Source organism: Fructilactobacillus sp. X8R2C1 (genome assembly GCF_059900955.1).
In genome coordinates this window covers 48,698-75,391 of record NZ_JBWXVI010000006.1, presented here as the reverse complement: position 1 = coordinate 75,391, position 26,694 = coordinate 48,698, and the positions used below count along the sequence as shown (strand labels likewise).

General features: G+C 40.0%; 28 protein-coding genes, 5 tRNA genes and 1 other annotated feature (1 of these 34 running past the window's edge). Of the genes, 29 read left to right on the top strand and 4 right to left on the bottom strand.

Annotated features, from left to right (window positions below):
• Positions 1 to 4: 4 nt before the first annotated feature.
• The 4 genes from AC6UD6_RS06900 (at position 5) to glnA (ending at position 2,187) form a co-directional block, all read left to right on the top strand.
• Positions 5 to 77: transfer RNA gene (locus AC6UD6_RS06900), tRNA-Asn, on the top strand.
• A 56-nt stretch (positions 78 to 133) separates the two neighbouring features.
• Positions 134 to 206, top strand: a tRNA-Thr gene (locus AC6UD6_RS06895).
• Between the two features lie 245 nt (positions 207 to 451).
• Positions 452 to 835 (top strand): MerR family transcriptional regulator, encoded by a 384-nt coding sequence (locus tag AC6UD6_RS06890; RefSeq protein WP_500694500.1) that lies wholly within the window; start codon positions 452 to 454, stop codon positions 833 to 835.
• An 11-nt stretch (positions 836 to 846) separates the two neighbouring features.
• Positions 847 to 2,187: a type I glutamate--ammonia ligase gene (gene glnA / locus AC6UD6_RS06885; RefSeq protein WP_500696168.1), complete on the top strand. Its 1,341-nt coding sequence runs from the start codon at positions 847 to 849 to the stop codon at positions 2,185 to 2,187.
• Positions 2,188 to 2,222: 35 nt separating this feature from the next.
• Here the strand turns inward: glnA and mscL are convergent, their stop codons facing one another.
• The gene (mscL, locus tag AC6UD6_RS06880; protein WP_500694498.1) at positions 2,223 to 2,597 is read right to left on the bottom strand and encodes a large-conductance mechanosensitive channel protein MscL; all 375 of its coding nucleotides are present in this window, start codon (positions 2,595 to 2,597) and stop codon (positions 2,223 to 2,225) included.
• Positions 2,598 to 2,727: 130 nt separating this feature from the next.
• Between mscL and AC6UD6_RS06875 the strand changes: the two genes are divergently transcribed.
• The 4 genes from AC6UD6_RS06875 (at position 2,728) to AC6UD6_RS06860 (ending at position 5,274) form a co-directional block, all read left to right on the top strand.
• Positions 2,728 to 4,212: a peptide MFS transporter gene (locus tag AC6UD6_RS06875; RefSeq protein WP_500696167.1), complete on the top strand. Its 1,485-nt coding sequence runs from the start codon at positions 2,728 to 2,730 to the stop codon at positions 4,210 to 4,212.
• Between the two features lie 128 nt (positions 4,213 to 4,340).
• A tRNA-Tyr gene (locus AC6UD6_RS06870) sits at positions 4,341 to 4,423 on the top strand.
• 8 nt (positions 4,424 to 4,431) lie between these two features.
• A tRNA-Gln gene (locus tag AC6UD6_RS06865) sits at positions 4,432 to 4,503 on the top strand.
• Positions 4,504 to 4,572: 69 nt separating this feature from the next.
• A complete protein-coding gene (locus AC6UD6_RS06860) occupies positions 4,573 to 5,274 on the top strand; it encodes a GntR family transcriptional regulator (RefSeq protein WP_500694496.1) in 702 nt (233 codons plus the stop codon).
• Positions 5,275 to 5,315: 41 nt separating this feature from the next.
• Here AC6UD6_RS06860 and AC6UD6_RS06855 read toward each other — a convergent pair whose 3' ends face one another.
• Entirely contained in the window at positions 5,316 to 6,050 is a 735-nt protein-coding gene (locus AC6UD6_RS06855) for a WecB/TagA/CpsF family glycosyltransferase (RefSeq protein WP_500696166.1), read from the bottom strand.
• 89 nt (positions 6,051 to 6,139) lie between these two features.
• Between AC6UD6_RS06855 and AC6UD6_RS06850 the strand changes: the two genes are divergently transcribed.
• The 7 genes from AC6UD6_RS06850 (at position 6,140) to AC6UD6_RS06820 (ending at position 13,766) form a co-directional block, all read left to right on the top strand.
• Entirely contained in the window at positions 6,140 to 7,606 is a 1,467-nt protein-coding gene (locus AC6UD6_RS06850) for a nicotinate phosphoribosyltransferase (RefSeq protein ID WP_500696165.1), read from the top strand.
• Positions 7,607 to 7,616: 10 nt separating this feature from the next.
• Positions 7,617 to 8,456 (top strand): NAD(+) synthase, encoded by an 840-nt coding sequence (gene nadE, locus AC6UD6_RS06845; RefSeq protein WP_500696164.1) that lies wholly within the window; start codon positions 7,617 to 7,619, stop codon positions 8,454 to 8,456.
• Between the two features lie 65 nt (positions 8,457 to 8,521).
• Positions 8,522 to 10,690, top strand: coding sequence for a Tex family protein (locus AC6UD6_RS06840; protein ID WP_500696170.1), 2,169 nt, complete (start codon positions 8,522 to 8,524; stop codon positions 10,688 to 10,690).
• A gap of 12 nt (positions 10,691 to 10,702) precedes the next feature.
• Positions 10,703 to 11,152, top strand: a complete 450-nt coding sequence (locus tag AC6UD6_RS06835) for a SprT family protein (RefSeq protein ID WP_500696163.1) — start codon at positions 10,703 to 10,705, stop codon at positions 11,150 to 11,152.
• Positions 11,153 to 11,158: 6 nt separating this feature from the next.
• Positions 11,159 to 12,046 carry a homoserine kinase gene (gene thrB, locus AC6UD6_RS06830; RefSeq protein WP_500696162.1) on the top strand — a complete coding sequence of 296 codons (888 nt, stop codon included), beginning with the start codon at positions 11,159 to 11,161 and terminating at the stop codon, positions 12,044 to 12,046.
• A 56-nt stretch (positions 12,047 to 12,102) separates the two neighbouring features.
• Positions 12,103 to 12,188 (top strand) — tRNA-Leu (locus tag AC6UD6_RS06825).
• A gap of 135 nt (positions 12,189 to 12,323) precedes the next feature.
• The gene (locus tag AC6UD6_RS06820; RefSeq protein WP_500696161.1) at positions 12,324 to 13,766 is read left to right on the top strand and encodes a catalase; all 1,443 of its coding nucleotides are present in this window, start codon (positions 12,324 to 12,326) and stop codon (positions 13,764 to 13,766) included.
• A gap of 64 nt (positions 13,767 to 13,830) precedes the next feature.
• Here the strand turns inward: AC6UD6_RS06820 and AC6UD6_RS06815 are convergent, their stop codons facing one another.
• A complete protein-coding gene (locus AC6UD6_RS06815) occupies positions 13,831 to 14,988 on the bottom strand; it encodes an LCP family protein (RefSeq protein WP_500696160.1) in 1,158 nt (385 codons plus the stop codon).
• A 189-nt stretch (positions 14,989 to 15,177) separates the two neighbouring features.
• Between AC6UD6_RS06815 and AC6UD6_RS06810 the strand changes: the two genes are divergently transcribed.
• Genes AC6UD6_RS06810 through AC6UD6_RS06800 form a run of 3 tightly spaced genes read left to right on the top strand, consistent with a single transcriptional unit; the run spans position 15,178 to position 17,849 of the window.
• Positions 15,178 to 16,125: an AEC family transporter gene (locus tag AC6UD6_RS06810; protein WP_500696159.1), complete on the top strand. Its 948-nt coding sequence runs from the start codon at positions 15,178 to 15,180 to the stop codon at positions 16,123 to 16,125.
• Between the two features lie 51 nt (positions 16,126 to 16,176).
• Positions 16,177 to 17,154, top strand: a complete 978-nt coding sequence (locus AC6UD6_RS06805; protein ID WP_500696158.1) for a DMT family transporter — start codon at positions 16,177 to 16,179, stop codon at positions 17,152 to 17,154.
• A 23-nt stretch (positions 17,155 to 17,177) separates the two neighbouring features.
• Complete coding sequence (locus tag AC6UD6_RS06800; RefSeq protein WP_500696157.1) at positions 17,178 to 17,849, top strand: 2,3-bisphosphoglycerate-dependent phosphoglycerate mutase; 672 nt, start codon at positions 17,178 to 17,180, stop codon at positions 17,847 to 17,849.
• Positions 17,850 to 17,940: 91 nt separating this feature from the next.
• On the opposite strand, the gene rpiA is transcribed toward AC6UD6_RS06800, so the two are convergent.
• Positions 17,941 to 18,630, bottom strand: a complete 690-nt coding sequence (gene rpiA, locus AC6UD6_RS06795) for a ribose-5-phosphate isomerase RpiA (protein ID WP_500696156.1) — start codon at positions 18,628 to 18,630, stop codon at positions 17,941 to 17,943.
• Positions 18,631 to 18,787: 157 nt separating this feature from the next.
• Between rpiA and AC6UD6_RS06790 the strand changes: the two genes are divergently transcribed.
• The 11 genes from AC6UD6_RS06790 (at position 18,788) to rplA (ending at position 26,554) form a co-directional block, all read left to right on the top strand.
• A complete protein-coding gene (locus AC6UD6_RS06790; protein WP_500696155.1) occupies positions 18,788 to 19,324 on the top strand; it encodes a dCTP deaminase/dUTPase family protein in 537 nt (178 codons plus the stop codon).
• 15 nt (positions 19,325 to 19,339) lie between these two features.
• Positions 19,340 to 20,722: a DNA repair protein RadA gene (gene radA / locus AC6UD6_RS06785; protein WP_500696154.1), complete on the top strand. Its 1,383-nt coding sequence runs from the start codon at positions 19,340 to 19,342 to the stop codon at positions 20,720 to 20,722.
• A gap of 87 nt (positions 20,723 to 20,809) precedes the next feature.
• Positions 20,810 to 22,219 (top strand): cysteine--tRNA ligase, encoded by a 1,410-nt coding sequence (gene cysS / locus AC6UD6_RS06780; protein ID WP_500696153.1) that lies wholly within the window; start codon positions 20,810 to 20,812, stop codon positions 22,217 to 22,219.
• A 4-nt stretch (positions 22,220 to 22,223) separates the two neighbouring features.
• Positions 22,224 to 22,649 (top strand): Mini-ribonuclease 3, encoded by a 426-nt coding sequence (locus tag AC6UD6_RS06775; RefSeq protein WP_500696152.1) that lies wholly within the window; start codon positions 22,224 to 22,226, stop codon positions 22,647 to 22,649.
• A complete protein-coding gene (gene rlmB / locus AC6UD6_RS06770) occupies positions 22,639 to 23,391 on the top strand; it encodes a 23S rRNA (guanosine(2251)-2'-O)-methyltransferase RlmB (protein WP_500696151.1) in 753 nt (250 codons plus the stop codon). Before AC6UD6_RS06775 ends, rlmB begins: the two co-directional genes overlap by 11 nt.
• Positions 23,392 to 23,583: 192 nt before the next feature.
• Entirely contained in the window at positions 23,584 to 24,165 is a 582-nt protein-coding gene (locus AC6UD6_RS06765; RefSeq protein ID WP_500696150.1) for a sigma-70 family RNA polymerase sigma factor, read from the top strand.
• Between the two features lie 48 nt (positions 24,166 to 24,213).
• Positions 24,214 to 24,363 carry a 50S ribosomal protein L33 gene (gene rpmG, locus AC6UD6_RS06760; protein WP_500694478.1) on the top strand — a complete coding sequence of 50 codons (150 nt, stop codon included), beginning with the start codon at positions 24,214 to 24,216 and terminating at the stop codon, positions 24,361 to 24,363.
• Positions 24,364 to 24,377: 14 nt separating this feature from the next.
• Positions 24,378 to 24,557 carry a preprotein translocase subunit SecE gene (secE, locus tag AC6UD6_RS06755; RefSeq protein WP_500694477.1) on the top strand — a complete coding sequence of 60 codons (180 nt, stop codon included), beginning with the start codon at positions 24,378 to 24,380 and terminating at the stop codon, positions 24,555 to 24,557.
• A gap of 102 nt (positions 24,558 to 24,659) precedes the next feature.
• Positions 24,660 to 25,220 carry a transcription termination/antitermination protein NusG gene (nusG, locus tag AC6UD6_RS06750; RefSeq protein WP_500696149.1) on the top strand — a complete coding sequence of 187 codons (561 nt, stop codon included), beginning with the start codon at positions 24,660 to 24,662 and terminating at the stop codon, positions 25,218 to 25,220.
• Between the two features lie 124 nt (positions 25,221 to 25,344).
• Entirely contained in the window at positions 25,345 to 25,770 is a 426-nt protein-coding gene (rplK, locus tag AC6UD6_RS06745) for a 50S ribosomal protein L11 (RefSeq protein WP_010021774.1), read from the top strand.
• Positions 25,771 to 25,861: 91 nt separating this feature from the next.
• The gene (gene rplA / locus AC6UD6_RS06740) at positions 25,862 to 26,554 is read left to right on the top strand and encodes a 50S ribosomal protein L1 (RefSeq protein ID WP_500696148.1); all 693 of its coding nucleotides are present in this window, start codon (positions 25,862 to 25,864) and stop codon (positions 26,552 to 26,554) included.
• 56 nt (positions 26,555 to 26,610) lie between these two features.
• Positions 26,611 to 26,694 (top strand) — a sequence feature (ribosomal protein L10 leader region); it runs 33 nt beyond the window's last position.

Here is a 26,694-nt window from a genome sequence, read left to right as displayed (position 1 = left end):
TTATTCCGGCATAGCTCAGTTGGTAGAGCACCTGACTGTTAATCAGGTTGTCGACGGTTCGAGCCCGCCTGCCGGAGCTATGTCTGAGTGCTAACAACAATTGCCGTTAGCACTTTTAATTTATCGTCATTTTGCCGGCTTAGCTCAGCTGGTAGAGCATCGGTATCGTAAACCGAGGGTCACAGGTTCAAGTCCTGCAGCCGGCATAAATTTTTTATTCATTCTTAATGATGATTAAATTTTTGGCATAGCAAATAACGGGTGAATAGAATCTAATGGTGTGCTTGAATATGCACATACATACATGAAGACACAAGAATTTATTTCTTGTGTCTTTTTTTATATTGCAAGTTTTATGTTAAACTTGGATCAGTGTTACATTTCATAACATAGGTTATTGACGCTTATATCAATAACGAATAGAATGGTGTCATATCAAGGAGATATGCGTATGAGTGAAAAAGTACTGAGGAAATCTTTAGCGGTTCTGCCAATGGGAACGGTTATGAAGCTTACTTCCTTATCATCCAGACAAATAAGGTATTACGATGATCATGGTCTTGTTCATTCTAAACGAACATCAGGAAACCGACGTTTGTATTCATTAGATAATGTGGACCAAATTCTTGAGATTCACAACTATCTTATTGAAGGAATGACAATTGCTCAGGTTAAAAGAGTATTTGAGAAACAACGTCGTCGAAAACTTTTACATAGTGGTGATAAATCACTTAGTGATGAAGATGTCCGCGAATACTTGAAAGACGATATTTTAAAAGCTGGACGCTTGTATGATGATTCTGATTTAAAGCAACAGGGTAAGTATTTAAAATAAGGAGACTACTTATGGTACATGATTATACAAAAGACGACATTCGCCAAATGGTAAAAGATGAAGACGTCCGATTTATTCGACTAATGTTTACTGACTTGATGGGCAGCATCAAAAATGTTGAGGTACCCGTTAACCAACTAAACAAGGTTTTAGATGGTAAGATTATGTTTGATGGATCTTCAATTGATGGTTTCGTACGCATTGAGGAAAGTGATATGTACCTGATCCCTGATCTTTCAACGTGGATGGTCTTCCCATGGGGTGACGAACACGGTAAGGTTGCTCGTCTGACATGTAGTGTTCATACATCAGATGGCGAGGTGTTCGTTGGTGATCCAAGAAATAATTTAATGCGTGTTCTGGATGAAATGAAAGAAATGGGCTTTTCTAACTTTAACATTGGCCCAGAACCTGAATTCTTCTTGTTCAAAATGGACGATAAGGGTAATCCAACCACTGAATTGAATGATCACGGAAGTTACTTTGATTTGGCACCAATGGATTTGGCAGCCAATATTCGTCGTGATATGGTTCTTGAATTAGAAAATATGGGCTTTCGAGTTGAGGCTTCTCACCATGAAGTAGCATCTGGACAACATGAAATTGATTTTCAGTACGACAACGCCGTGGTTACGGCAGATCATATTCAAACCTTTAAGTTAGTTGTAAAAACAGTTGCTAGAAAGTATGGATTATATGCCACTTTCATGCCAAAGCCACTGAATGGTATCAATGGATCTGGGATGCACATCAACATGTCATTGTTTGATAAAAATGGTGACAACGTCTTTTATGATAAAGATGGTGACCTGGAATTATCACAAACAGCTTACTACTTCTTAGGAGGACTTTTGAAGCACGCTAAAGCATTAACTGCTGTATGTAACCCAATCGTTAACTCCTACAAGCGACTAGTTCCTGGCTTTGAGGCACCGGTCTATGTGGCATGGTCGGCATCTAACCGTTCACCATTAGTTAGAGTTCCTGCTAGCCGTGGTCTTAGCACCCGCCTTGAACTTCGAAGTGTTGATCCTTCAGCTAACCCATACTTAGCAATTGCATCAATTCTTGAAGCTGGTTTAGATGGTATTAAAAACAAAATCGAACCAGGTGAACCAATTGACCGTAATATCTATCATATGGATGGCAAGGAACGAAAATTAGATCATATTGAAAACTTACCTTCCACCCTTCATAATGCGCTTAAAGCATATGAAGCTGATCCACTTATGAAGAAAGCCATGGGACCTCACATGTATCAAAATTACTTGGATGCAAAGAACATGGAATGGAATGCTTACAGACAAAACGTTTCTCAATGGGAACGCGACAGATACCTAGATATGCTATAAAAAAACACCAACAGAGCGTTGGTGTGATTAAGGAATTACTTTTTAAGCAGTTTAACAATTTCAGCTAGATATTGATCAGTAAGGCTCGGTTCTTGAGCCTTCTTTTCTTGCTTTTTTTGATTTTTATTAGTTAATTTGTTGATAAATTTGACCAATAAAAAGACGATGAAAGCAATCAGCAGGAAATTGATGACTGAGTTTAGAAATAAGCCATATTTTATCTTTGCTTTTCCAACGGTGATGGCAAGTGATGAAAGATCGATTTTTCCTAAGAACAGTCCAATAAACGGGTTAAAAATGTTATTAACCAATGAAGTCACGATCGAAGTGAAGGCAGACCCGATGATAATTCCGACGGCCATGTCAACCACATTCCCTCGTGATATAAATTCTTTAAATTCCTTGAACAATGTATTATCCACTTCCTTTTCCTTGATAATCACTATTCTAACAAACTTTTTGTCGAGATATGATTGTAAATGAAAATCAAGAATGGTATTATTTCTGATAATTGTTAAAAGATTGACAGGAGGAGATTTTATGAACGGACAAGGCGAGAAGAGTCTCGACCATGCGTTCTTTGGGCAACCAAAAGGGTTGCAAACACTGTTCTTCACTGAAATGTGGGAACGATTCAGTTACTACGGGATGCGTGCAATTCTTTTATACTACATGTATTTCTCAGTCGCCAAGGGTGGATTAGGATTTTCTCCAACCACTGCAGCTTCAGTTATGGCAATTTACGGTTCACTAGTATTTCTAACGTCGGTGTTAGGTGGTTATCTAAGTGATCGTGTCTGGGGTAGTCGAAAGACCGTTCTGTATGGTGGAATTTTAATTATGTTTGGGCACGTGGTACTGTCGTTACCATTTGGTGCCGGAGCGCTATTTATTTCCATTGTCTTAATCACCGTTGGTACTGGACTATTGAAACCAAATGTTTCAGAAATGGTTGGTGCCTTGTATGGTGAAAATGATCCAAGACGTGATACAGGATTTACCATTTTTGTTTTCGGTATTAATCTAGGATCTTTCATTGCTCCAATCTTAGTTGGGACCGTTGGAATGGACTTTAATTTCCATGCTGGTTTCTCACTTGCCGCTATCGGAATGTTCTTTGCTTTAATTTACTACTACTTCAGTGGTAAAAAGACTTTGAGTATCGATGGCTTATATCCAAGTGATCCCTTAGAACCAGACGATTTGAATCGTTTAGTTCTTGAGATTATTGGTGGTTTAGCTGTATTTGCCGTTATTATCGCGGGGATGTGGTACTTTAAAGTTTTGAGTATTGATAACTTTGTTCTACTATTGAGTATCATCGCAATTTTAACCCCAATTATTTACTTCGTTGTTATTTTGAGAAGTAAGAAGGTTACTAAGACAGAACATTCACGGGTTCTTGCCTATATTCCATTGTTTATCGCTGCTGCGGTATTCTGGGCCATTGAGGAACAGGGCTCCGTTGTTTTGGCTTTGTTTGCTGAAAATCAAACTAACAATAACCTTGGATTTTTGCACATTAATGCTACTTGGTATCAGTCACTTAATCCATTGTTCATTATGCTGTACACACCACTGTTCGCATTCTTATGGACATATCTGGCTAAAAGAAAAGAAGAGCCCAGCTCCCCAGTTAAGTTTACGTGGGGAATGTTTTTCGCTGGATTTTCGTACTTATTTATGATGGTTCCAATTTTCCTATTTGGTTCATCAGCTAAAGTTAGCCCACTATGGCTAATTGGTAGTTGGGCCATTGTTGAAATTGCCGAAATGTTGATTTCACCAATTGGGCTTTCCGTTACCACCAAACTTGCTCCGAAAGCATTTGAATCACAGATGATGAGTATGTGGTTCTTAGCGGATGCTGCTGGTCAGGCGGTTAACTCACAAATCGTTAAGTTCTACACTCCAGGACACGAAATCGCGTACTTTGGAATCGTTGGACTTGTAGCCATCTTGTTTGGAATTGTCTTATTATTGATGATCAAACCAGTTAAAAAACTGATGGATGGAGTAAATTAAAATCACTATAATGAAAGGCGCTGTAAAGTTAGCGCCTTTTATTTTTTGAAAAAAAGTATTGACTAACATCATGATCCCGTGTAATATAATAAACGTTGATTCGTTACTACGAATTACTCATTTATTATGGAGGGGTAGCGAAGTCTGGCTAAACGCGGCGGACTGTAAATCCGCTCCTTCGGGTTCGGTGGTTCGAATCCACTCCCCTCCATTGATTCTTGGGCTATAGCCAAGTGGTAAGGCAACAGGTTTTGATCCTGTGATGCGCTGGTTCGAACCCAGCTAGCCCAATACTAATTATTGGTGTAAAATCGACTAACAAATGTTAGTCGATTTTTTTATGCCAAGGTAGGAGTAATTATGACAGTACCTGTTTATATTAAAATTCATGATGATATTAAGAGTAAGATCGAAGACGGAAGCTGGAAAGTGGGAACCCGGATTCCATCTGAAAGAAAACTATCCGAACAGTACGGAGTAAGTCGGATGACGTTCAGGCAAGCTGTTCAAGCGCTCGTTGAGGATGGAATATTAAAACGGATTGCCGGCTCAGGAACGTACGTTACTAACCAAAAGGTTCAAGAAAAGATGTCCGGAGTAACCAGCTTTACTAACATTATGCTGGCTCAAGGAAAAAAGCCATCCACCAAAACCTTGTCATATAAGATTGTTGAGCCCACCTTTAAGGAAGCCTCCGTCTTGGGGCTGAGTCAGGATGATCGGGTTTTGCGGATGAATCGGATTCGCTATGGGGACGACATTCCAATTTGCTATGAAGTGGCAGCTGTTAATGCATCGATGGTCGAAGGGTTAAGTGAAGAAGACGTTTCTAGCTCCCTGTATCGTTCTTTAGAGGACAAGAAGGGACTTCGTCCAAGAAGCGCGAAGCAATTTATTTCGGCGATTTTAGCGACTGATCGGATTGCTGATTTACTGGATATTGAGGTTAAGGCACCCATTCTTAAGCTAAAACAGATATCTTATCTTCAAAATCAGCAACCATTTGAGTTTGTTCAGGCTCAGTACGCTGCTGAGCGATTTGAGTTTTACCTAAATAAATAAAAAAGAGCCCTACTAACGAGGGCTCGTAAAGTTGGATGAGATCACTTCTCATCCTTTTTTTGTTTTCTAACTAAATTTAAAAATTCAGGAATGGCTAGCATTCGTTTAAAACGGGTGGGTTCTTTAAAAAGGCGATAAAGCCATTCGATGTGATGATTAATCCAGAATTCAGGAGCTCTCTTGACGTGTCCAGCTAAAACGTCAAAGCTGCCTCCAACCCCAATCCACAGCCCGTTATTTTTGGCTCGATATTTTGCTATGAATTCTTCTTGGCTAGGGAAACCGGTCGCAACAAAAATCATGTCAATGTCGTTGTTTTCGATGTTGTTAATGATGGGAGAGTCGTTTTTAAAATAGCCGTCCTGCATCCCAACAATCTTTAAATGCGGATAGTTGACGGTTAAGACCTTTCGTAAATCAAATACGACATCGGGCTTGGCTCCCAGAAAATAAGCTGACTTGTTATTTTGGTTTCCCCAAGTTAACAGTGCTTTAAAAATGTCATAACCGGTGATTCGTTCTGACATTGGGTCATTTAGCATTTTGGCACCCTTGATAATGCCAATCCCATCTGGCACGACGTAAGTGGCGCTTTTTAAAACTTTTTGGTAGTGAGGATGACGATCAGCATAAACTACGATTTCTGGATTGGCGGTTACCACAAACGTGTTTTGGTGGTCGTCTATTTGGGATTCAATCACCTGCATAAATTCGGTGAAAGTCGCGTTAATAAAGGGAATAGAAGCGATGTTGGTGGTCGGGAATTTGTGCGTCATTTGTTAGCCTTCTTTTTGGTTATTATGTGATATAATGTGCAACGAGTAACAACAATAGTTTAGCCTGAAATGGCTAGAGGAGATTAAAGATGTCAACATTACAAAGTCCTAATAATTTAACTTTACACACTGACTATTATGAAATCAATATGATGGCAACTTATTTTGAAAAACATATGCAAAATCGTCATGCTGTATTTGAAGTTTTTTTTAGAGACATGCCCTTTGGAAATGGATATGCCGTCTTTGCAGGATTAAAACACATTATTGAATATATCAACAACCTTAACTTCACTGATGAGGACATTAAATATTTAAAGTCAATTAGCGATTATTCCGATGAATTTTTAGATTATCTTCGTAACTTTAAGTTTACTGGGACAATTCGTTCTGCTGTTGAGGGTGATTTAGTTTATAACAACGAGCCCATTGTTCAAGTTGAAGGAACGATTGCGGAATGTCAATTAGTTGAGACCGCTATTTTGAACATGGTGAACTATCAGACTTTAATCGCTACTAAAGCGGCCCGAATTCGAATGGTGGCTGGAAATAATCCTTTAATGGAGTTTGGTAGTCGTCGGGCCCAAGAGGTTGATGCAGCGCTGTGGGGAACCAGAGCGGCATACATTGGTGGGTTTAATGCGACTTCCAATGTGTTAGCCGGTAAGGAATTTGGCATTCCTGTCAGCGGAACGATGGCGCACTCTTTGATTGAATCATTTGGAAATGACTATGATGCATTTATGGCATACGCCCAAACTCATAAGAACTGTACTTTTCTGTTAGACACCTTTGATACCATTAAAAGTGGGGTCCCAAATGCAATTCGAGTTGCAAAAGAAATGGGCGACAAGATTAACTTTCAAGGTGTCAGAATTGATTCCGGTGATATGGCGTACTTATCAAAAAGAGTTAGAGAAATGCTGGATGAAGCTGGCTTTAAGGATGTTCAAATTGTGGCTTCCAACGACCTTGATGAATACACCATTAGTAGTTTGAAGATGCAAAATGCCAAAATCGACTCTTGGGGAGTTGGGACCAAGCTAATTACGGCTTTTGACCAACCCGCACTTGGTGCGGTTTACAAGTTGGTCTCGGTTGAAGATGAACAGGGTCACATGGTCGATACCATTAAACTTTCCAATAACGCCGAAAAGGTTTCAACTCCGGGTAAGAAGCAAGTTTGGCGGATTACTGAAAAAGACGACGGTAAGTCTGAGGGAGATTACATCACACTTGATGGTGAAGATCCACGTGAACAGTCTTCCGTGTACATGTTCCATCCGCATTTCACTTACATTAACAAGACTATTACCAATTTTAATGCTCAACCGCTCTTACAGGATATCTTTAAAGATGGAAAGCAGGTATATCAAATGCCGACGTTAGAGGCTACTAAACAGCATGCGACCGATTCTTTGAAAGCACTCTGGCCAGAGTACAAGCGTCAGTTAAATCCACAAGATTACCCAGTTGATCTTTCTAAGAAATTATGGGACCACAAGATGAGTTTGATTAATGAAATTCATAATGGGGTTGAGCAAAAATTAGAGTAGGTGAATAGTAATGGATGAGAAACAAAAACGACTGCAAAAACAGATTATTAATGCTTTAAGGGTTCAGCCAAAGATCGATCCTGAAACAGAAATTAGACGTAGTGTTGATTTTATTAAGGATTACGTTAAAAAGAATTCGTTCATTAAATCAGTAGTACTGGGAATTTCTGGTGGTCAAGATTCCACTTTGACGGGAAAATTGGCATCGATGGCAATGAATGAATTAAGGGAAGAAACGGGTGATACTGAATATCAGTTTATTGCGGTTCGCCTTCCTTATGGTGAACAAGCTGATGAATCGGATGCTATGGAAGCCATTGATTTTATGGATGCTGATCGGGTTGAACGCGTCAATATCAAGGGTTCAGTCGATTCGATGGTAAAAGCAGTTGAAGCTAACGGTGATGCTGTCTCTGATTTTAATAAGGGCAACGTTAAAGCTCGGACGCGGATGATCGCACAGTTCACCATTGCTGGTGCCAATCAAGGGATTGTACTTGGCACTGATCATGCCGCCGAGGCGGTGACTGGTTTTTACACTAAATTTGGTGACGGTGCCTCTGATATTGTTCCAATTTGGCGACTGGATAAACGACAAGGTCGTGCGCTTCTTAAGTACCTTGACGCACCTAAAAACCTTTACGAGAAAACCCCAACGGCGGATCTTGAAGATGATCGTCCAGCTCTTCCAGATGAAAAAGCACTTGGGGTTAGTTATAAAAATATTGATGACTTTTTAGAAGGCCAGGACATTAGTTCTAGTGCAGCTAATGTGATTGAAAATTGGTATTTGAAAACTCAACATAAGCGACACCTTCCCATTAATGTTTATGATACGTTTTGGAAATAAATTTGATTACAATAACTCCGTTAATTATTTAATGGAGTTTTTATTTGAAAGATTATGGTGAAAAAATGGAAAAAACTTTAATTGATCAAACTGCAAAAGCGTTACCACACATTTCGAAACGACAAATTCAACAAACCTTAGAAATGCTTGAGGATGGTAATACCGTTCCGTTTATTGCACGATACCGCAAAGAGAGAACCGGTAATTTGGATGAGGTTTCCATTCGGGAACTTGAGGATACTTACCAGCGTCTAGCAAAGCTGAGCCACCGAAAGGAAGAAGTGGTAAAAAAGATTGACGAAGAAGGCCAATTAACCAAGCAGTTAAAACAAGACATCTTAAATGCTGACAGTATTCAGATTGTGGAAGACTTGTATTTGCCATATAAGCAAAAACGAAAAACAAAGGCGATGGTTGCAAGGGAACAGGGATTAGAGCCACTTGCAACTGCAATTTTAAAGTTTCAAAATGAGCCATTAAAACAACTGGCAAAGTCCTTTATAGATGATGATCACGACGTTAGTTCCGTTAATGACGCTTTAGATGGAGCCCGTGAAATCATTACGGATGCCATTGGAAACAACGCTAAGTTTCGGGAATGGATTCGAAACTATACCTTAAAAAACGCTATGCTGGCGGCAAAGGTTAAGCCTAAAGGAAAGGTCAATGATGAAGGTGGCGTTTATGGTGATTACTACGATTTTAGTGAGCGAGCCAAAACGGTTCCGAGTTATCGGGTTTTAGCCATTAATCGTGGTGAAAAAGCAAAGGTATTGACCGTGAAACTAGATGTTGATGTTAATGCCATTATGCATTACATTGATTTTCATGTGGTTAGTAATCATAATGGTCCCGCAGTTGACTTTGTTAAAGACGCTTCAAAAGATGCTTATAAGCGCTTCATCGGTCCTGCCATCGAACGTGAAATTCGTTCCACTATGACTGAAGCCGCAGAAAATCATGCCATTGAAGTGTTTGGAAGAAATCTGTATCACCTGTTAATGCAGGCGCCAATCAAGGGTAAGGTGGTTCTTGGTTTTGACCCAGCGTACCGAACGGGATGCAAACTAGCGGTCATTGATGCAAACGGTAAATTCTTGGCAAAGGAAATTATTAAAGCTACTAAACCAGCAACGGAATCACAGCAAGCGCGAGCTAAAGAACAATTGATTGACCTGATTAAGAAGTATCACGTTCAAATGATTGCGATTGGTAACGGAACCGCGTCACGCGAATCGGAACAATTTGTAGCTGATGCAATTAAATCCATTGATTATCCGGTTCACTACGTAATTGTTAGTGAAGCTGGGGCATCAGTATATTCTGCTAGTAACAATGCGCGAAAAGAGTTTCCTAACCTTCATGTTGAGGAACGTTCAGCCATTAGTATTGGAAGACGACTACAGGATCCACTTTCTGAGTTGATTAAGATTGACCCCAAAGCGGTTGGGGTTGGTCAGTACCAGCATGATGTCTCTGAAAGTAACCTTGATGCCCAGTTGGATCGGGTGATTGAGACCGCCGTTAACCAAGTCGGGGTCAACTTGAACACCGCTAGTCCAAATCTACTTGAACACATCTCGGGATTAACTAAATCCACTTCACAAAATATTGTTGAATATCGAGATGAAAACGGTGCTTTTTCTAACCGTAATCAATTAAAAAAAGTTAAACGATTAGGACCAAAGGCTTTTGAACAATCAGTTGGATTTTTACGTATCATTAATGGCAAGAATCCATTGGACAATACTGATATTCATCCAGAAAGTTATCGGCAAGCCAAGGAAATCTTGTCAGCATTGAGACTTACAATTGATAATTTTAGTTCTGATGAAGGTCGAAAAAAACTTGAAAAAGCAAATGAAGTTGATTTATCACAATCACTATCAATTGATCAGCAGTTGGTCAAAGATATTTTAGCTAGTTTGAAAAATCCCGGACGTGACCAACGTGATACGATGGCGAAGCCGTTGCTTAAATCGGACGTCATGAAGATTGAAAACTTGAAATCGGGAATGAAATTACAGGGAACCGTTCGCAATGTTACGGATTTTGGTGCGTTTGTCGACATTGGGGTAAAACAGGATGGTCTCGTTCATATTTCAAAAATGAGTGATCGGTTTATATCGGATCCAGCAAAGCTTGTTTCTGTTGGTGACATTGTCGACGTGTGGGTGTTAAGTGTTGATTTAGATCGAAAACGAATTAAACTTTCCATGGTTGGTCCAGAATAGGAGCGAACTTATTTGCATGACGATGAATTACAGAAACTGGTCGAACAAATTTCATTGGAGTCATTTGGGAAACCATTTAAGCACCGCGCATATTTTAATGGTCGATTGAAAACCACGGGTGGTCGGTACCACCTTAAAGATCATGATATTGATATTAATCAAACGATGGCGAAGGGGATCTCTAGAGAAGAACTTGTGGGAATCATTAAACACGAACTCGTTCATTATCATCTTCATTTAGCAGGGTATTCCGCTAATCATCGTTCAAAAGAATTTAAGCAGTTATTAAGAGCTGTGGGTGGTAGTCGTTATGCTCCCATTTTAAAAGCACCATCAGCTTATTATTACCTTTATGAGTGTACTAAGTGTGGCCAATTATATCGGCGAAAGCGACGGGTTAATATCTCACGTTTTGTATGTAGTAAGTGTCGTGGTAAGCTAAAACTAGTTAAGAAGGAGTGAAGTATCATGGAAAAAATTATTGTGAGAGTTCCAGCAACTTCTGGTAATGTTGGTAATGGCTATAATTCGGTTGGGCTCGCTCTTCATATGTATTACACGGTGATCGTTGAAGAAGAAACTGAGAAGTGGCGGGTCAATCATGCGTTTGGCGATTCAGTTCCTCACGATGACAAAAATTTGGTGGTTCAAACGATTTTAAAGGTTAACCCTAAAATCATGCCCCATCAACTAACGGTAATGTCAGATGTTCCACTGGAAAAGGGGCTTGGGTCTAGTACCACGGCGATTGCTGCGGGAATTAAAATTGCTAACAAGCTTGAAAATATGAACTTATCAGTTAATGACCAAATTAACATTGGTAGTCGAATGGAAGGACATCCTGACAACATTGCCTCAGCCATTCTGGGAGATATAACAATTTCTCACTATGAGGATGGAAAGACTGACGTTGTCAAAGCTCATATGCCCGATGAAATGCAAGCCTTGGTTTTCATTCGAAATGAGAAAATTACCCAACAGAGGGGAATGGAACGTTTCCCAAAGGAAATTACGTTTGGTCAAGAGGTACAGACTAGTAGCGCTTCGAACGTTTTTGTCGCTGCATTAATGCAAAATGATTGGAATAAAGCGGCCCGAATGATTGAAGCTGATAGTCTGGTTCGCACTGGACAAGGTAATGATTTTAAAGACTTCAAAGTAATTAAACAGACTGCTCATGAACTAGGAATCTACGGAACTTACATTAGTGGAGTGGGTTCATCGATTATCACGCTAGGAGATTATGACCAACTCACCAAGTTACAACAGAAGATTGAAAGTAACGATCAATTGGATGGAGTATGTAAGTTAGTTGACCTTGATAGGGATGGTGCCACGATTCGTGGTGAAGAATAATTAAAAAATTCATTGCGCTATCTCGTTAAATTTGCTATGATGTTTATTGTAGCAATGCGGCCATGGCGGAATTGGCAGACGCGCAAGATTAAGGATCTTGTCGGGATTTATCCCGGTGGAAGTTCGAGTCTTCTTGGCCGCATCATTTAATTCAAGAACACCATATCATTTTAAGATATGGTGTTCTTTTTAATTCTAAGTCTCTTTTGTTGACATTAAGTTGTGCACGATTAATCTAAGAAGTGAACGATTAATTAACAAGGATGGTGTGATAATTATGTCAGATAAATTAACAACCGAAGCTGGTCAACCGTGGGCTAACAACGAACATTCTCAAACAGCTGGTGTTCGTGGCCCTGTTTTGATGCAGGATTATCAATTACTAGAAAAGTTAGCTCATTTTAATCGTGAGAGGATTCCAGAGCGAGTCGTTCATGCTAAAGGTGCTGGTGCCAAGGGTGTTTTTAAACTTACACATGACATGAGTAAGTACACTAAAGCTGATTTATTCAATGGTGTGGGCAAAGAAACCCCAATGACCATTAGAATTTCGCAGGTTGCGGGTGAAGCTGGTTATCCTGACACTGTTCGTGATGTTCGTGGATTTGCGTTGAAATTCTACACGCAAGAGGGCAATTACGACATTGTTGGTAATAATACTCCGGTGTTCTTTGTTAACGATCCGCTTAAGTTTCCTGACTTTATTCATTCCCAGAAGCGTGATCCTAAGACTCATTTACGTTCACAAGAGATGCAGTGGGATTTCTGGTCTCATTCACCAGAATCAGTTCACCAGGTCACCTACCTGATGGGTGATCGTGGTAATCCGGCTAGTTATCGAACAATGAATGGTTATGGAAGCCACACGTATAAGTGGGTTAATAAAGAAGGAACTCCATTTTGGGTTAAGTATCACTTCATTAGCCAACAAGGGGTTAAGAACATGACTAATGAACAAGCTTCAAAAGCAGCAACTGAAGATACCGATTATTTAATTCATGATTTATACGATGCAATTGAACAAAAGAACTATCCAACATGGAAAGTTTACGTTCAGATTATCCCTTATCAAGCGGGAATTGATTACAAACCAGATATTTTTGATGTAACCAAGGTGGTTTCTCATAAGGATTACCCACTACAAGAAGTTGGGGAATTTACCTTAAACCAAAATCCAACTAACTATTTTGACGATGTGGAAGAATTAGCCTTCTCACCCGCTAACCTAGTTCCTGGGATTGAAGCAAGTCCTGATAAGTTACTTCAAGGACGGTTGTTTGCGTATAAGGACGCGGAAAGATATCGTCTAGGCGCTAATTATGAACAATTAAAGGTCAACCGTCCCTTAGACAAGGTTGAAAATTACGAACGTGATGGTCAAATGGCACAAGGACAAGACGGATCGGTCAACTATGAACCAAACGGTAAGGGTGGTCCAGTTGAAGATTTGAGTGCTTCAATCAGTCCCGATAAAGTGGAAGGTGAAACCGGAGCTTTTAAACCCTATGATACTGACTACTATAGTGCCGCCGGAAAGTTGTATCATGTAATGAAACCAGAGGAACGTGATCGCCTGATTAATACGATCAAAGAAACGCTTGGTTCCGTTGATAATCATGAGATCCAAATCCTAGAAACCAGACAATTTTATAAGGCTGACCCAGAGTATGGGACTCGAGTAGCAAAGGCTCTTGGTCTTGATTTAAATGAAATTAGATAAAAGATCCCATAAATAAAAATAGACTTGCAAGATAGGTTATTAGCCCTATTCTTACAAGTCTATTTTAATATGCTGGAGTCATTGAGTTTGTATCGGTACTCCCTGATGAATCATTGGTAGCAGTATTGTAGTTGAATGGATCACCGTTACTAGGGGAATTGGTTTCTTGTTGTTTAGGAGTTAAACCCTTAGCTTGCGGTAAATTCAAGGTGGTTCGAATATGGTTTGAGACGTTCATCAATTCGTCTGGTTGGGCGACTTGATAACTGACTCCGTTAATCATTGCTTCATTCCCCTGAAGGGTCTCAGACTTGATGTGATGAGTGGCTGGACCATACTTAGATCTAATGGCAATCATGTCATCAAAGGATAAATCGGTTTTGAGGTTTCCATTTAATGATTCAAGAATTTGTTGGTACCTGGGAATGGAAGAAATTCCCATTCCTTTCATCACTAATTTTTCTAAGACTTGCCGTTGTCGCTGTTGGCGACCGTAGTCACCTTTCGGGTCATCATCCCTCATTCGAGAATAATCAAGGGCTTGATCACCATCTAGATGGGTCATTTTGCCCTTAACTACATTGGCATTCCCATACTTAAACGTCAATGGTGGCTTCACTTCGACACCCCCAACGGAATCAACCATCTGTTTTAAACCACCCATGTTAACGATCGCAAAGTAGTCGATGGGAACGTTTAAGAGATGCTGGACAGTTGAAATGGCAGTCTTTGGACCACCGATGGTGTAAGCAGCGTTGATTTTTTCGTATGGCTGTGAGTCACCGTCGACCACGACTTTGGTATCGCGGGGGATACTGGTTAAGTAAGTGGTCTGCTTTTGCGGGTTAACGGTAGCGACGATAATGGTGTCGGTGCGGCCAACGTCGTGTCTACCAAGGGCGCCCGTGTCGGTTCCCATTAGTAAGATTGAAAACGGCTTTCGTTTGTTTAGAAGGTTTGATACGTTTCTTGATTTTCCGATTCCATCGTCTTGAAACGTTCCTCCAAATGAATGACGAGCCTGGGTGTAAGCACGGAAACCAAAAGCAAGGGCAATGATGACAATCAATAAAATGATACCCATAAAAGTCCAGGCAACTGGATGGTGCGGTTCGTTATCATAGTCGACGGCTGGCTCTGACTTTGGTTCGGAAAAATGTGGATTACCAGCTCTCCGGCTATATTCGCGATTGTCGTCATTATTATTATCGTAGTTTGACATTATTATTCCCCGCTTATTTATTAATACTGCCCCAAATTATATAGCAGTTATGGCAGCTAACGCTAGTTATTTCTCAACTTTTTAGTAGATTTTAATATAACCGTATTATTCTTATTGGGGCAATTTCTGGTGGTGTAAAATCGTGTGGTACAATAACTTAAGTAAAACTTACAAGAATAGGATGATCAAATGGGTATTTTTTTTAAGAGTATATCAGGGATATTAATTGTACTGATCATGATCGTACTCGGTTTTGTTTTAGCTAAACGTCACTGGTTTAATGATGATTCAACTAACTTAATTGTTAAACTGGTTATTGACGTAGCTTTGCCTTGTTACATGATCTATACGATTGGTCGCGATTTTACGACCGACACGTTACTTTCAACGTTGCCAGACTTAAGATTTCCGGTCGTTAGTATGTTAATCATGTTTGGGATTTCAGTGGCAATTGCGCGGGTGATTCGAATTAAAAAGTATCATCGGGGGGTGTTTGAATCGATGTTTTTAAATTCAAACACTGTTTTTGTCGGATTGCCAGTTAATATGGCTCTGTTTGGAGCCAAAAGTTTACCGTACGTGTTAGTTTACTACATGGCTAATACGACCTTTTTTTGGACCATTGGTGTTTACTTAATCCAACGTGATGGGGACGCTAATTCCAAGTTTGACTGGAAAAAGACCGTGAGTAAAATTTTGTCACCACCATTGTTGGGATTTATCTTTGGGGTGATTTTAGTTTTACTGCGAATTAAAATTCCCAACTTTTTAATGAGTGATTTCCAATATATTGGTGGGTTAACCATCCCACTTTCAATGATGTTCATTGGAATTTCGATGGCAAATATCAACTTTAACAAATTTGACTTTAGTTCTTCTAATTGGGGAATTTTACTGGGTCGATTCGTGATTTCACCAATTTTAATGGCACTGTTGGTTATTCCAACTGGGATGCCAGTTTTGATGAAACAAGTCTTCATTATGCAGGCTGCCATGCCGGTTATGACTAACGCACCAGTGGTAGCCAGAAAGTATGGTGCGGATGCAGATTATGCTTCACTGATGGTCGCTGAAACCACGATCATCAGTTTAATTGTTTTGCCCATTTTAATGGTGATTGTGCAACAAATCCGTTAAGACGAGTCAATTGAAAAATAGACAAGTAAAGAATGGGAGTAGTAGCTTAAAGTGAAAAAATCAGTGATTTATGTGTTAATTTCGACGTTAATGTTTAGTTCAATGGAGATTGCCTTAAAGGTAGCTGGAAGTGAGTTTAATCCAATTCAATTGAATTTACTTCGTTTCTTCATTGGTGGGATTGTTTTATTGCCGTTCGCTTTCTATGAATTACATAAACGACGACGCAAAATCAACTTAAAAGATTGGAAGACGTTTGCGTTTACCGGTTTTGCGTGCGTGGTAATTAGTATGACTCTGTACCAGTTAGCGATTGTGTATGATAAACCAGCCATTGTGGCCGTCCTGTTTAGTTGTAATCCGGTCTTTGCCGTAATCTTTGCGTACTTCATTTTGCATGAGCGAATTGGACGGGCCAACTTAATCTCATTAATCATTTCGGTCATTGGCTTAATTGTGATTGTTAATCCATTTAACTTAACTAATCCAGTTGGAATTATTTTGTCACTCTTATCGGCTGTTACTTTCGGCTTTTACAGTATTTTGTCGCAGTATTGCTCGGTCAAAAGAGAATTAGATGGAGTGACCATCACTTGTTTCACTTTTATTGCTGGTTCTTTGGAGTTATTTGTTTTATCATTGATTACCGATATCCCGTTTGTTTCAAGTGGGATGAAATCGGTGGGATGGTTGAGTCAATTTGCATCCATTCCGATCTTAAGGGACGTTAATTTACAAAATTTCTGGATTTTATTCTTTATCGGAGTCTGTGTAACCGGCGGCGGTTTTGCGTTTTACTTTTTAGCGATGCAAGAATCAGGGGTCTCAATTGCGTCCCTGGTATTCTTTATTAAGCCTGGTTTAGCTCCAGTCTTAGCAATGATTTTTGTGGGCGAAAAGATTAATCTGCCTACCATTATAGGAATTGTGATTATCCTGATTGGTTCGGTGGTTACGTTTGTAGGTGAGCGTTATAAAGAGACCGATTCAACCATGTTAGACGATCAGACGATTGAAGAAGGTAAATAAATTTAGTTTATTGAGGCGGTTGTATGAGTAAGTTAGTAATTATGAGACATGGTGAAAGTGTCGCAAATCACACTAATACCTTTACTGGATGGAGTGATGTTCCACTGACTAAGAAGGGCGTAGAAGAGGCAATTAAGGCCGGCAAACGCTTAGGTCAGACCGGGATTCAGTTTGGTGATGTTCATACATCAGTCTTAAAACGGGCGATTGTCACCGCTGACATTGTTTTGGACGTGATCAACCAGGATTTTATTCCTGAACATAAGACGTGGCGCTTAAATGAGCGACACTATGGTGCTCTTAGGGGTCAAAATAAAGAGGAAGTTAGAAAGCGGGTCGGAGACGAACAGTTTATGAAGTGGCGCAGGAGTTTTTACGCTGTTCCCCCTAAATTAGATCAGGTGTTCCCGATTCGAAAATATCGGCGCTTAGGTGTAATTGAGCCACCAGCAGAGAGCCTTAAAATGGCTTATGACCGGATGATTCCGTACTGGCAGGATTCGATTGCCCCCAAATTGTTGGATGGTAAAAATCAATTGATAGTTGCTCACGGAAGCACACTGCGAGCTTTAATTAAATATTTAGAAAATATCAGTGATAAAGGAATTGATGGCGTGGAAGTTAAAAACGGGAAGCCGATCATTTATACCTTTGACCCAGATTTAGATATTTTAGATAAGACCTACCTTAAATAACAAAAGGACGAAAACTCAATCAAAGTTTTCGTCCTTTTGTTATTTAGATTTTGATGATAGTTGCGTAGTTATTTTTGGGTCGGTTAAATCATTAGCGAGCTTCAATTGTTTCCGGTCCGTCGGGATGTTCTACGATAATGGTATTTACGATGTTCAAGAACAGCCCGTGTTCCACAATTCCTGTCATACTATCAAGTTTTTTGCCCAGTTGAACGGGAGTCGTGATTTCAGGTAAGCCTAAGTCAATAATGTAGTCACCAGAATCGGTTGTTAATTTTCCTCCATTCGTGCTTTGACGAAATTTCGGATGAAGTCCCATTCGATTAAGCCGACGATAGAGTTGGCCACTGCCATAAGGGATTACTTCAAGCGGAAGTGGAAAATTAAGTTTTTTAACCATCTTACTTTCGTCAACAATCCACATGTTGCGATCAGAATTAATGGCAACGATTTTTTCCATCAGGTGAGCGGCTCCACCGCCTTTAATTCCCTGAAAATTTTTGTCAATTTGATCGGCCCCATCAATGGTTAAATCAATGTGGTCGACTTCGTCAACATCCTTAGTAGCGATGCCTAAGCTTTCCGCGTGACGCTTAGTTTTACTGGAAGTGGGCACACCGATAATATCTAGATGTTCATTTTTGATGCGCTCTCCCAGTGCGTCTACCATGTATTTGATGGTGGTACCAGATCCAAGACCCAGTACCATCCCATCCTTAACGTGCTTAACAGCTTCTTTTCCAACGTGTTTCTTTAATTCTCGCTGATCTGCTGAATTCATTTGATTGTTCCCCTTCAAATTAAGTCGTTACTTTTAGTAACTTGACCACTATTATTAATTTTCAATGGTCTTTATGATTTTGTCAAGCAATGTCAAAATTTAAGAAATACTGGTAAAATAATAGTAGGAATTTTTGAGAATAAAGGGGTATTAGAAGATGCAAAGAGGCTTTGAGATTGTTTCAAAATATCAGAAGGACGGCTTGACTTTGCCAAAACGAGCAACTGAAAAGGCTGCCGGATATGACTTTGCCAGTGCCGTTGACATGGTTATTCCGTCAATCTGGAAAACTGGTTTAATTCGGTCATTTGGTATCATTAAGGCTAGAAGAAAGTTAGATCAACAAGACATCATGGATTCAGAGAATGCTTTAAAGCCCTTTTTGGTTCCAACGGGAATTAAGGCTTACATGCAGCCAAATGAAGTGTTGATAATCGCGAATCGCTCAAGTAATCCTTTGAAACGAAACTTAGTAATTCCGAATGGGATCGGTGTTATTGACGCTGATTATTACAATAATGAAAGTAATGAGGGTGAAATTTTTGTCCAGATTCTAAACTTTGGAATCGTCGACCGTAAGATTAAAAAAGGTGATCGAATTGGACAAGGAATCTTTATGCCTTATTTACTTGCGGATCAAGATGAGGGACCAAAGCTGACTCGAAATGGGGGATTTGGTTCTTCTGGCAAATAGTTAGGAAATGATTTAATGGCTAAAGCAAAAACGCAATATGTTTGTTCCAACTGTGGATATATATCACCACGATATCTAGGTCGTTGTCCTAACTGTGGTGAATGGAACACGATGGTTGAACAAACGGTCCAAAAAAATGATACCAAAAAGGCGAACGTGAGTCGGGTTTCACTGAGCGGGACTAAGTCGCAACCCCAGCTAATTAGACAAGTTAGCGCTGAAAGTGCCCCGAGGATTCAGGTTGATTCAAATGAATTGAATCGGGTCCTTGGCGGAGGCGTTGTCCCTGGTTCACTGGTTCTAATTGGTGGTGATCCGGGGATTGGTAAGTCAACGTTACTTCTCCAAGTCTCCGGTCAATTAGCAGCCTCAGGACAAAAGGTACTGTACGTCTCAGGAGAAGAGAGTGCCGATCAAATTAAGATGAGAGCGGATCGCCTCAATGTTTCTGAAAAAGGAAACTTATACCTTTATCCAGAAACGGATATGACTTCAATCAGGAAGGCAATTGAAGAAGTGAAGCCGGACACCGTTATCATTGACTCCGTTCAAACCATGCAAGAAGATGAGATCCCGTCTGCGATTGGGTCCGTTACGCAGGTCCGAGGCGTTACCTCGGATTTAATGAACATCGCAAAAACCAATGGTATCACCATTTTCTTAGTGGGACACGTTACTAAGGGTGGTACGCTTGCCGGCCCGAAGACGTTAGAGCACATGGTTGACACCGTTCTTTATTTTGAGGGGGACAAACATCATTCTTATCGGTTACTACGGGCCGTTAAAAACCGATTTGGATCTACGAATGAGCTCGGAATTTTTCAAATGGATGAAGATGGGCTAAAAGAAGTCAAGAATCCATCTGAGATTTTTTTAGAGGAGCGTTTGAAGAACGCTACCGGATCAGCAATTGTGGTAGCAATGGAAGGAACTCGTCCGATTCTGGTTGAACTTCAAGCCTTAATTGTTCCCTCGGTTTTTGGGAATGCGCAAAGAACTGCGTCTGGACTGGATCGAAATCGTGTTTCACTGATTATGGCGGTTCTTGAAAAGCGAGCCGGAATGATGTTACAAAACCAGGATGCTTATTTAAAAGCTGCTGGTGGGGTCAAACTTAATGAACCAGCCATTGATTTGGCAATGGCAATTAGCATTGCGTCAAGTTATGAGAACATTGGAACCGATCCAAAAGAGTGTTACATTGGCGAACTTGGTTTGACTGGTGAGATTAGAAGGGTCAATCGAATTGAGCAACGCGTTATTGAGGCCCAGAAACTAGGCTTTAAGCGCGTATTGGTTCCTAAATATAATCTAAAGGGATGGACTCCACCTAAAAATATTCAGGTCATAGGAGTTTCAACCATTACCGAAGCTCTCAAAACAGCATTAAAAAAGTAAAATATTTTCATTTCAATTGGTCTAGTTCATAATGAACTGATGGGTTAATTATGATGTTAATATTGAACAATTATTAGGAGGTTGGACATGTTAAAAGTTTATAATTCACTTACAAATGAAAAAGAAAAGTTTGAACCAATCACACCGGGTGTGGTTAACATGTACGTCTGTGGTCCAACTGTTTATAACTATATTCACATTGGCAATGCGCGAAGTGTAGTGGCATTTGATACCATTCGTCGTTATCTTGAATATTGTGGTTATAAGGTGAATTATGTGTCTAATTTTACCGATGTTGATGATAAAATGATTAACGAAGCCAAAAAAGAGGGAACCACGGTTTCCAAATTAGCCGATAAATACATTGAGGCTTTTATGGAAGATACGAAAGCGTTAAACGTGCAACCTGCAACCGTGAATCCGCGTGCCACGGATAATATTAAGGACATTATTACCTTTGTTTCTGACTTAATTAAAAAGGGATATGCTTATAACGTTGACGGGACGGTTTACTATCGGGCTCGTAAGTTTAAATCTTATGGCTTACTAGGACACGAAAACATCGATGACCTTGAGAGTGGTGCAAGTGAGCACGTTTCAAGTGAAGAATTAGCCCAAAAAGAAGACCCGATTGATTTTGCACTTTGGAAAAAAGCTAAACCAGACGAAATTTCCTGGGATTCTCCGTGGGGAAAAGGCCGTCCCGGTTGGCACATTGAGTGCTCGGTAATGTCAACTAAGTACCTTGGTAACACCTTTGACATTCACGGTGGTGGGATTGATTTAGAGTTCCCTCATCATGAAAATGAACGGGCACAGAGCGAGGCCAAAACGGGTCAAAAGTTTGTTAATTACTGGCTTCACAATGGTTTTGTGACCGTCGGTGATGAAGACGAGAAGATGAGCAAATCTAAAGGTAACTTTGTTACGGTTCATGATTTGCTTAAGAAAGATAATCCTCAAGCCCTGCGTTTTCTCATTTCGACCACTCAGTATCGCCGTCCAATTCGTTTTAGCCAGCAGGGAGTTGATGAAGCTGCCACCAATCTGCAAAAAATACAGACGGCTTACGATAATTTGAACTATCGGTTAAAAGACGCTGATCCTTATAACGATCCGAAATTAGATCAAGAGATTCGTCAAATTCAGGCTGATTTTCAAGATGCCATGGATGATGACTTTAACGTTCAAAATGGGATTGCCAAGGTCTATGAGTTGGCTAAGCTTGGAAACGTTTATGCGGAACGACCAGTGGTTTTTAAGGATTCGATTAAGTTACTGATGAAACGGTTAGAACAGTTGTCCGCTATCTTTGGGATTAAACTACAAAGTAGTGAGTTAAATGACGACAAAGTTAAGAAATTAATTAAGCAAAGAAACGATGCGCGAGCTAACAAGCAGTTTGCTAGAAGTGATGAAATTCGTGATGAATTAAAAAATAAGGGTATTATTTTAGAAGACACACCACAGGGGACCCGATTCAGAAGGGAAAATTAGTTTAATGAGTGAAGCGGACGATAATATTCAATATCGACAATTAAATGGTATTGTACTAGCTTATTTAGGTGATGCGGTTTATGAGGTATACGTGAGACGGCATTTGATTGACGAGGGCATCGCTAGACCAAATCAATTGCAGCATTTTGCTACTAAATATGTGTCAGCCAAGGCTCAGGCCGGATTGATTGCTTTGATGAATCAGGATGCAATCTTAAGTGATGAAGAAGAGTACTTTTTTAAACGGGGACGTAACGCCAAGAGCTACACTCACGCTAAGAATACGAGTGTTGTTACTTATCGGATTTCCACTGGCTTTGAAGCCCTCTTTGGTTTCTTGTCTCTTAGTGGCCAAAGTAAAAGACTTGATGAATTGGCGCAGTGGTGCATTGATCAAGTTGATTCTGGGAGGGTTAAGTATGAGAGATAATGAAGATTTTATTATTGGAAGACACCCAGCAGTCTCAGCACTGCGAAGTGAAAATCAAGAAATTAACAAGGTGTTTTTACAAAATGGAGTCAGTCAAGAAGATGACACCATTAAGGCGGTTATTCGTTTGGCCAAGGGTCGTCATTTAGTAATTTCTAAGGTGCCAAAGCAAAAGTTAGACTTGATGTCAGACCACCAGAATCATCAGGGAGTCATGTTATCAATTGCATCCTTTAATTATGCATCGATTGATGATTTATTTAAAAATGCTGAAGCAAAGGGTGAACCACCATACTTCATTGTTCTGGATAACATTGCCGATCCTCATAACTTAGGGTCAATTATTAGAACCGCAGATGCTGCTGGCGTTCATGGGGTGATCATTCCCAAGCGTCGGGCTGTTGGATTAACATCAACGGTAGCGAAAACTTCTGCGGGGGCAATTGAACGTGTTCCGGTCGCTAGAGTAACTAACTTGGTTAACACCGTTAAAGAATTAAAAGAACGTGGGTTGTGGGTCTTTGGTACTGATATGAAAGGAACTGATTATCGGCGCTGGGATGCTAAAAGTCCGAGTGCTCTTATCGTTGGCAGTGAAGGCAAGGGGATTTCGCCTTTACTTAAAAAACAGGTTGATGAAACACTTACCATTCCAATGGTGGGGGATATTCAGAGCTTGAATGCGTCGGTTGCTGCCGGATTAGTTATGTATCAAGGTTTTAACTCGCGCCATCCTTTATAATGAAATGACTGAACTAAAGAACAATGCCAGCACATTGTTCTTTTTTATTGGGCCGTTTAATATCGTAAATTCGATATTAAAAATTGGTTAGCAGATAATATCACATATCGAACGTTTGTTCGCTTGTTTGAGCTCAACTCGTTTCGATACGATACTAAGTGTTAATTAATTGATTAAGAGGAGGGCCAATTGATGAATAAAGAAGAGAAACGGGCTAAAGAATTAGAAATGGTTGAGGATGCAAAAAAGAACGACGTCGGTTTCATCAAATTGTTTAAAAAATATGCGCCAATTTATCTAAAGTTGTGGAACGATTTCTACTTATCAGGTATGGAACTCTCAGATTGGAAACAGGAAGCGGCCATTGTGCTTAGTCGAACAATTATTAGGTATGATGCCAGTCGTAAGGTTACCTTTGGCAGTTACTATAAAGTTAACTTAAAAAACCGCTTATATGATATTTTAAGAAAAAAGCGAGCTCAAAAGCGCGTGCCCGATTCTAAAAAAGCTTCTCTTAGTGCGTATTTTCAATTTTATTCTGATACCATTGCCGATATTCATGCTGCCAGTCCAGAACGAGTTCTTTCAATGTATGAGAATTTACAAGGCTTAATGAAAAGGAGTTCGGTAGTTGAGAGAATGGTGATTATTCGTTCGCTTGAGAATTATTCGTTTGAAAAAATGGCCCAGGTTTCTGATATGAATGTTGTGAAGTTGAAAAATGCGATCGCACGTTGTCGGCAGAAGTACTATAGATTTAATAAAATTGACTAACGTTGAAATTGATGATACGATTAGTTAGTTATTAAGGAGGTGCAGCTTATGGCACAGAAAAAGGTAGCATTAGCTTGTTCTGTATGTGGTTCAAGAAACTACACCATTTCCAGCAATCCGAATCGCGTCAAACGATTGGAAGTAAAAAAATTTTGTAAGCATTGTGGAAAATATACGTTGCACCGAGAAACTCGTTAAGAGGGGAATTTTACATGAAACGATTATGGAACTTTTTTAAGAGTGTTATTGCAGAGATGAAGGTAGTTGTTTGGCCGAACGCTAAGCAAACGAGAACCGATACTTCAATCGTTATCTGGACTACCATCTTTTTTGCAATCTTTCTTGGTGTGATTGATTGGGCAATTCAAACCATTTTGAAGTTACTAGCCTAAACTAGATTAGTGTGATAATTTCTGTTATAGTTAACTTGATGATAAGAACTTCGTTTACGCGAGGTTTTTTTATTTTGCTTTAAGTTAAAGGAGATAATCATTGTGGTAGAGACTGCAGAAAAGCAATGGTATGTATTACATACGTACTCTGGCTATGAAAACAAAGTTAAAATGAATCTTGAATCTAGAAAAGAATCCATGGGAATGGAAGACTATATTTTTGACATCGTTGTTCCAGAAACTGAAGAACACGAAGTTAAAAACGGTAAAGAAAAAGTGGTTATGAACAAGACCTTCCCAGGATATGTGCTGGTTCAAATGGTAATGACCGATAGAGCTTGGTACGTCGTTAGAAATACTCCCGGAGTGACCGGATTTATCGGTTCTCACGGTCAAGGCTCAAAGCCCAACCCGTTGTTGCCCGAAGAGGTTGAAAACGTTATGTCAACAATTGGGGTAAAGAAGCGAGTTAAGCCATTGAATAGCCGCGTTGGTGATACGGTCACCATCGTTGAGGGGGCCTTTAAGGGACTTTCTGGCAAGATTACTGAGATTGACAACACTAAGGGTAAACTCAAGGTTAATATTGACATGTTTGGTAGAGAGACGAGTACTGAACTGGAATTTGATCAAGTTAAACCCCTAGAAGCTGATTCTCAGTAAAATACTCATTGTCACGTTTCCATAAACGTGGTATATTTAACTAGTATGCGTATTGCATAAATTAACGTGGGAGAAGAAATTTTGATCTTCATTTACCACACACGGACTTAAGGAGGTATGTCTCGTGGCTAAAAAAGTAGCTAATGTAGTTAAACTACAAATACCTGCGGGTAAAGCAACACCCGCTCCTCCAGTTGGGCCTGCTTTAGGTCAAGCTGGAATTAATATTATGGGATTCACTAAGGAATTTAATGCACGTACTGCTGATCAAGCAGGAATGCTGATTCCAGTTGTGATTACTGTTTACGAAGATCGTTCATTTGACTTTGTAACCAAGACCCCTCCAGCCGCTGTCCTATTAAAGAAAGCCGCTGGTGTTGAACACGGTTCCGGTGAACCTAACACTAACAAGGTCGCAAAAGTTACCAAAGACCAAGTTAAACAGATTGCCGAAACCAAAATGCAAGATCTAAACGCAGCTGATGTAGAAGCAGCTATGCGCATGGTTGAAGGTACGGCACGTAGTATGGGATTCACTGTTGAAGGTTAATTTCACTATGCCCGGACAGCACAATGTCGAAAGATAATGTGCTAGTGGGAGGAAATTCCGTTATAACCACAATTGCAAGGAGGAAGACACAATGGCTCGTAAGAGAGGTAAGAAGTACGAAGATGCTTCAAAGCAAATTGACAAGAGTAAAAAATACGCTGCTCAAGATGCTGTAGAATTAGTTCAAAAATTAGATTCAGTAAACTTTGATGACACTATCAGAGTTGTTTATAAATTAAACGTTGATACTAAACAAGCTGATCAACAATTACGTGGTGCCGTGGTTTTACCTAATGGTACTGGTAAGGATCAGACAGTTGTAGTATTTGCCAAGGGTGAAAAGGCTCAAGATGCTAAGAACGCAGGTGCCGATTTTGTCGGTGATGACGACTTAGCTCAAAAAATTCAAGACGGATGGCTCGACTTTGATGTCGCAATTGCTACTCCTGACATGATGGCTCAAGTTGGTCGTTTAGGTCGTGTTCTTGGACCTAAGGGATTAATGCCAAACCCTAAGACTGGAACTGTTACCATGGATGTTTCAAAAGCGGTTTCTGATGCTAAGGCCGGTAAGGTTACTTACAGAACTGATCGTGATGGAAATGTCGCAGTTTCAATCGGTAAAGATTCATTTGACGCAGACAAGTTGGCCGAAAACCTTAACACCATCAACGATGTGATTGTTAAGAATCGTCCAGCATCTGTTCGTGGAACTTACATTAGTAACATTTCAGTTTCATCAACAATGGGACCTGGTGTCTCAGTTGATCCTGAATCATTTTAGTTACTAACTAATTAAATAATCCCTAATTGACTAATTTTTATCATTATGATAGATTATTAGTTGAATATGATTCGCCTAAGACTCAGGTGGTTTTTGACCTTAATGATGCCTGCCGAGGAGTAATACACTCTTTCTCTATG

Excerpts from the sequence above, each read along its gene's own strand:
- secE (WP_500694477.1), top strand. The coding sequence starts at position 24,378 with ATGAAACGATTATGGAACTTTTTTAAGAGTGTTATTGCAGAGATGAAG.
- nadE (WP_500696164.1), top strand. The coding sequence starts at position 7,617 with ATGGATGAGAAACAAAAACGACTGCAAAAACAGATTATTAATGCTTTA.
- AC6UD6_RS06850 (WP_500696165.1), top strand. The coding sequence starts at position 6,140 with ATGTCAACATTACAAAGTCCTAATAATTTAACTTTACACACTGACTAT.
- AC6UD6_RS06790 (WP_500696155.1), top strand. The coding sequence starts at position 18,788 with ATGCAAAGAGGCTTTGAGATTGTTTCAAAATATCAGAAGGACGGCTTG.
- radA (WP_500696154.1), top strand. The coding sequence starts at position 19,340 with ATGGCTAAAGCAAAAACGCAATATGTTTGTTCCAACTGTGGATATATA.
- AC6UD6_RS06855 (WP_500696166.1), bottom strand. The coding sequence starts at position 6,050 with ATGACGCACAAATTCCCGACCACCAACATCGCTTCTATTCCCTTTATT.
- glnA (WP_500696168.1), top strand. The coding sequence starts at position 847 with ATGGTACATGATTATACAAAAGACGACATTCGCCAAATGGTAAAAGAT.
- AC6UD6_RS06840 (WP_500696170.1), top strand. The coding sequence starts at position 8,522 with ATGGAAAAAACTTTAATTGATCAAACTGCAAAAGCGTTACCACACATT.
- AC6UD6_RS06765 (WP_500696150.1), top strand. The coding sequence starts at position 23,584 with ATGAATAAAGAAGAGAAACGGGCTAAAGAATTAGAAATGGTTGAGGAT.
- rpmG (WP_500694478.1), top strand. The coding sequence starts at position 24,214 with ATGGCACAGAAAAAGGTAGCATTAGCTTGTTCTGTATGTGGTTCAAGA.
- AC6UD6_RS06775 (WP_500696152.1), top strand. The coding sequence starts at position 22,224 with ATGAGTGAAGCGGACGATAATATTCAATATCGACAATTAAATGGTATT.
- AC6UD6_RS06860 (WP_500694496.1), top strand. The coding sequence starts at position 4,573 with ATGACAGTACCTGTTTATATTAAAATTCATGATGATATTAAGAGTAAG.
- rplA (WP_500696148.1), top strand. The coding sequence starts at position 25,862 with ATGGCTCGTAAGAGAGGTAAGAAGTACGAAGATGCTTCAAAGCAAATT.
- rlmB (WP_500696151.1), top strand. The coding sequence starts at position 22,639 with ATGAGAGATAATGAAGATTTTATTATTGGAAGACACCCAGCAGTCTCA.
- AC6UD6_RS06810 (WP_500696159.1), top strand. The coding sequence starts at position 15,178 with ATGGGTATTTTTTTTAAGAGTATATCAGGGATATTAATTGTACTGATC.
- thrB (WP_500696162.1), top strand. The coding sequence starts at position 11,159 with ATGGAAAAAATTATTGTGAGAGTTCCAGCAACTTCTGGTAATGTTGGT.
- AC6UD6_RS06800 (WP_500696157.1), top strand. The coding sequence starts at position 17,178 with ATGAGTAAGTTAGTAATTATGAGACATGGTGAAAGTGTCGCAAATCAC.
- rpiA (WP_500696156.1), bottom strand. The coding sequence starts at position 18,630 with ATGAATTCAGCAGATCAGCGAGAATTAAAGAAACACGTTGGAAAAGAA.
- AC6UD6_RS06815 (WP_500696160.1), bottom strand. The coding sequence starts at position 14,988 with ATGTCAAACTACGATAATAATAATGACGACAATCGCGAATATAGCCGG.
- AC6UD6_RS06890 (WP_500694500.1), top strand. The coding sequence starts at position 452 with ATGAGTGAAAAAGTACTGAGGAAATCTTTAGCGGTTCTGCCAATGGGA.
- cysS (WP_500696153.1), top strand. The coding sequence starts at position 20,810 with ATGTTAAAAGTTTATAATTCACTTACAAATGAAAAAGAAAAGTTTGAA.
- AC6UD6_RS06820 (WP_500696161.1), top strand. The coding sequence starts at position 12,324 with ATGTCAGATAAATTAACAACCGAAGCTGGTCAACCGTGGGCTAACAAC.
- AC6UD6_RS06875 (WP_500696167.1), top strand. The coding sequence starts at position 2,728 with ATGAACGGACAAGGCGAGAAGAGTCTCGACCATGCGTTCTTTGGGCAA.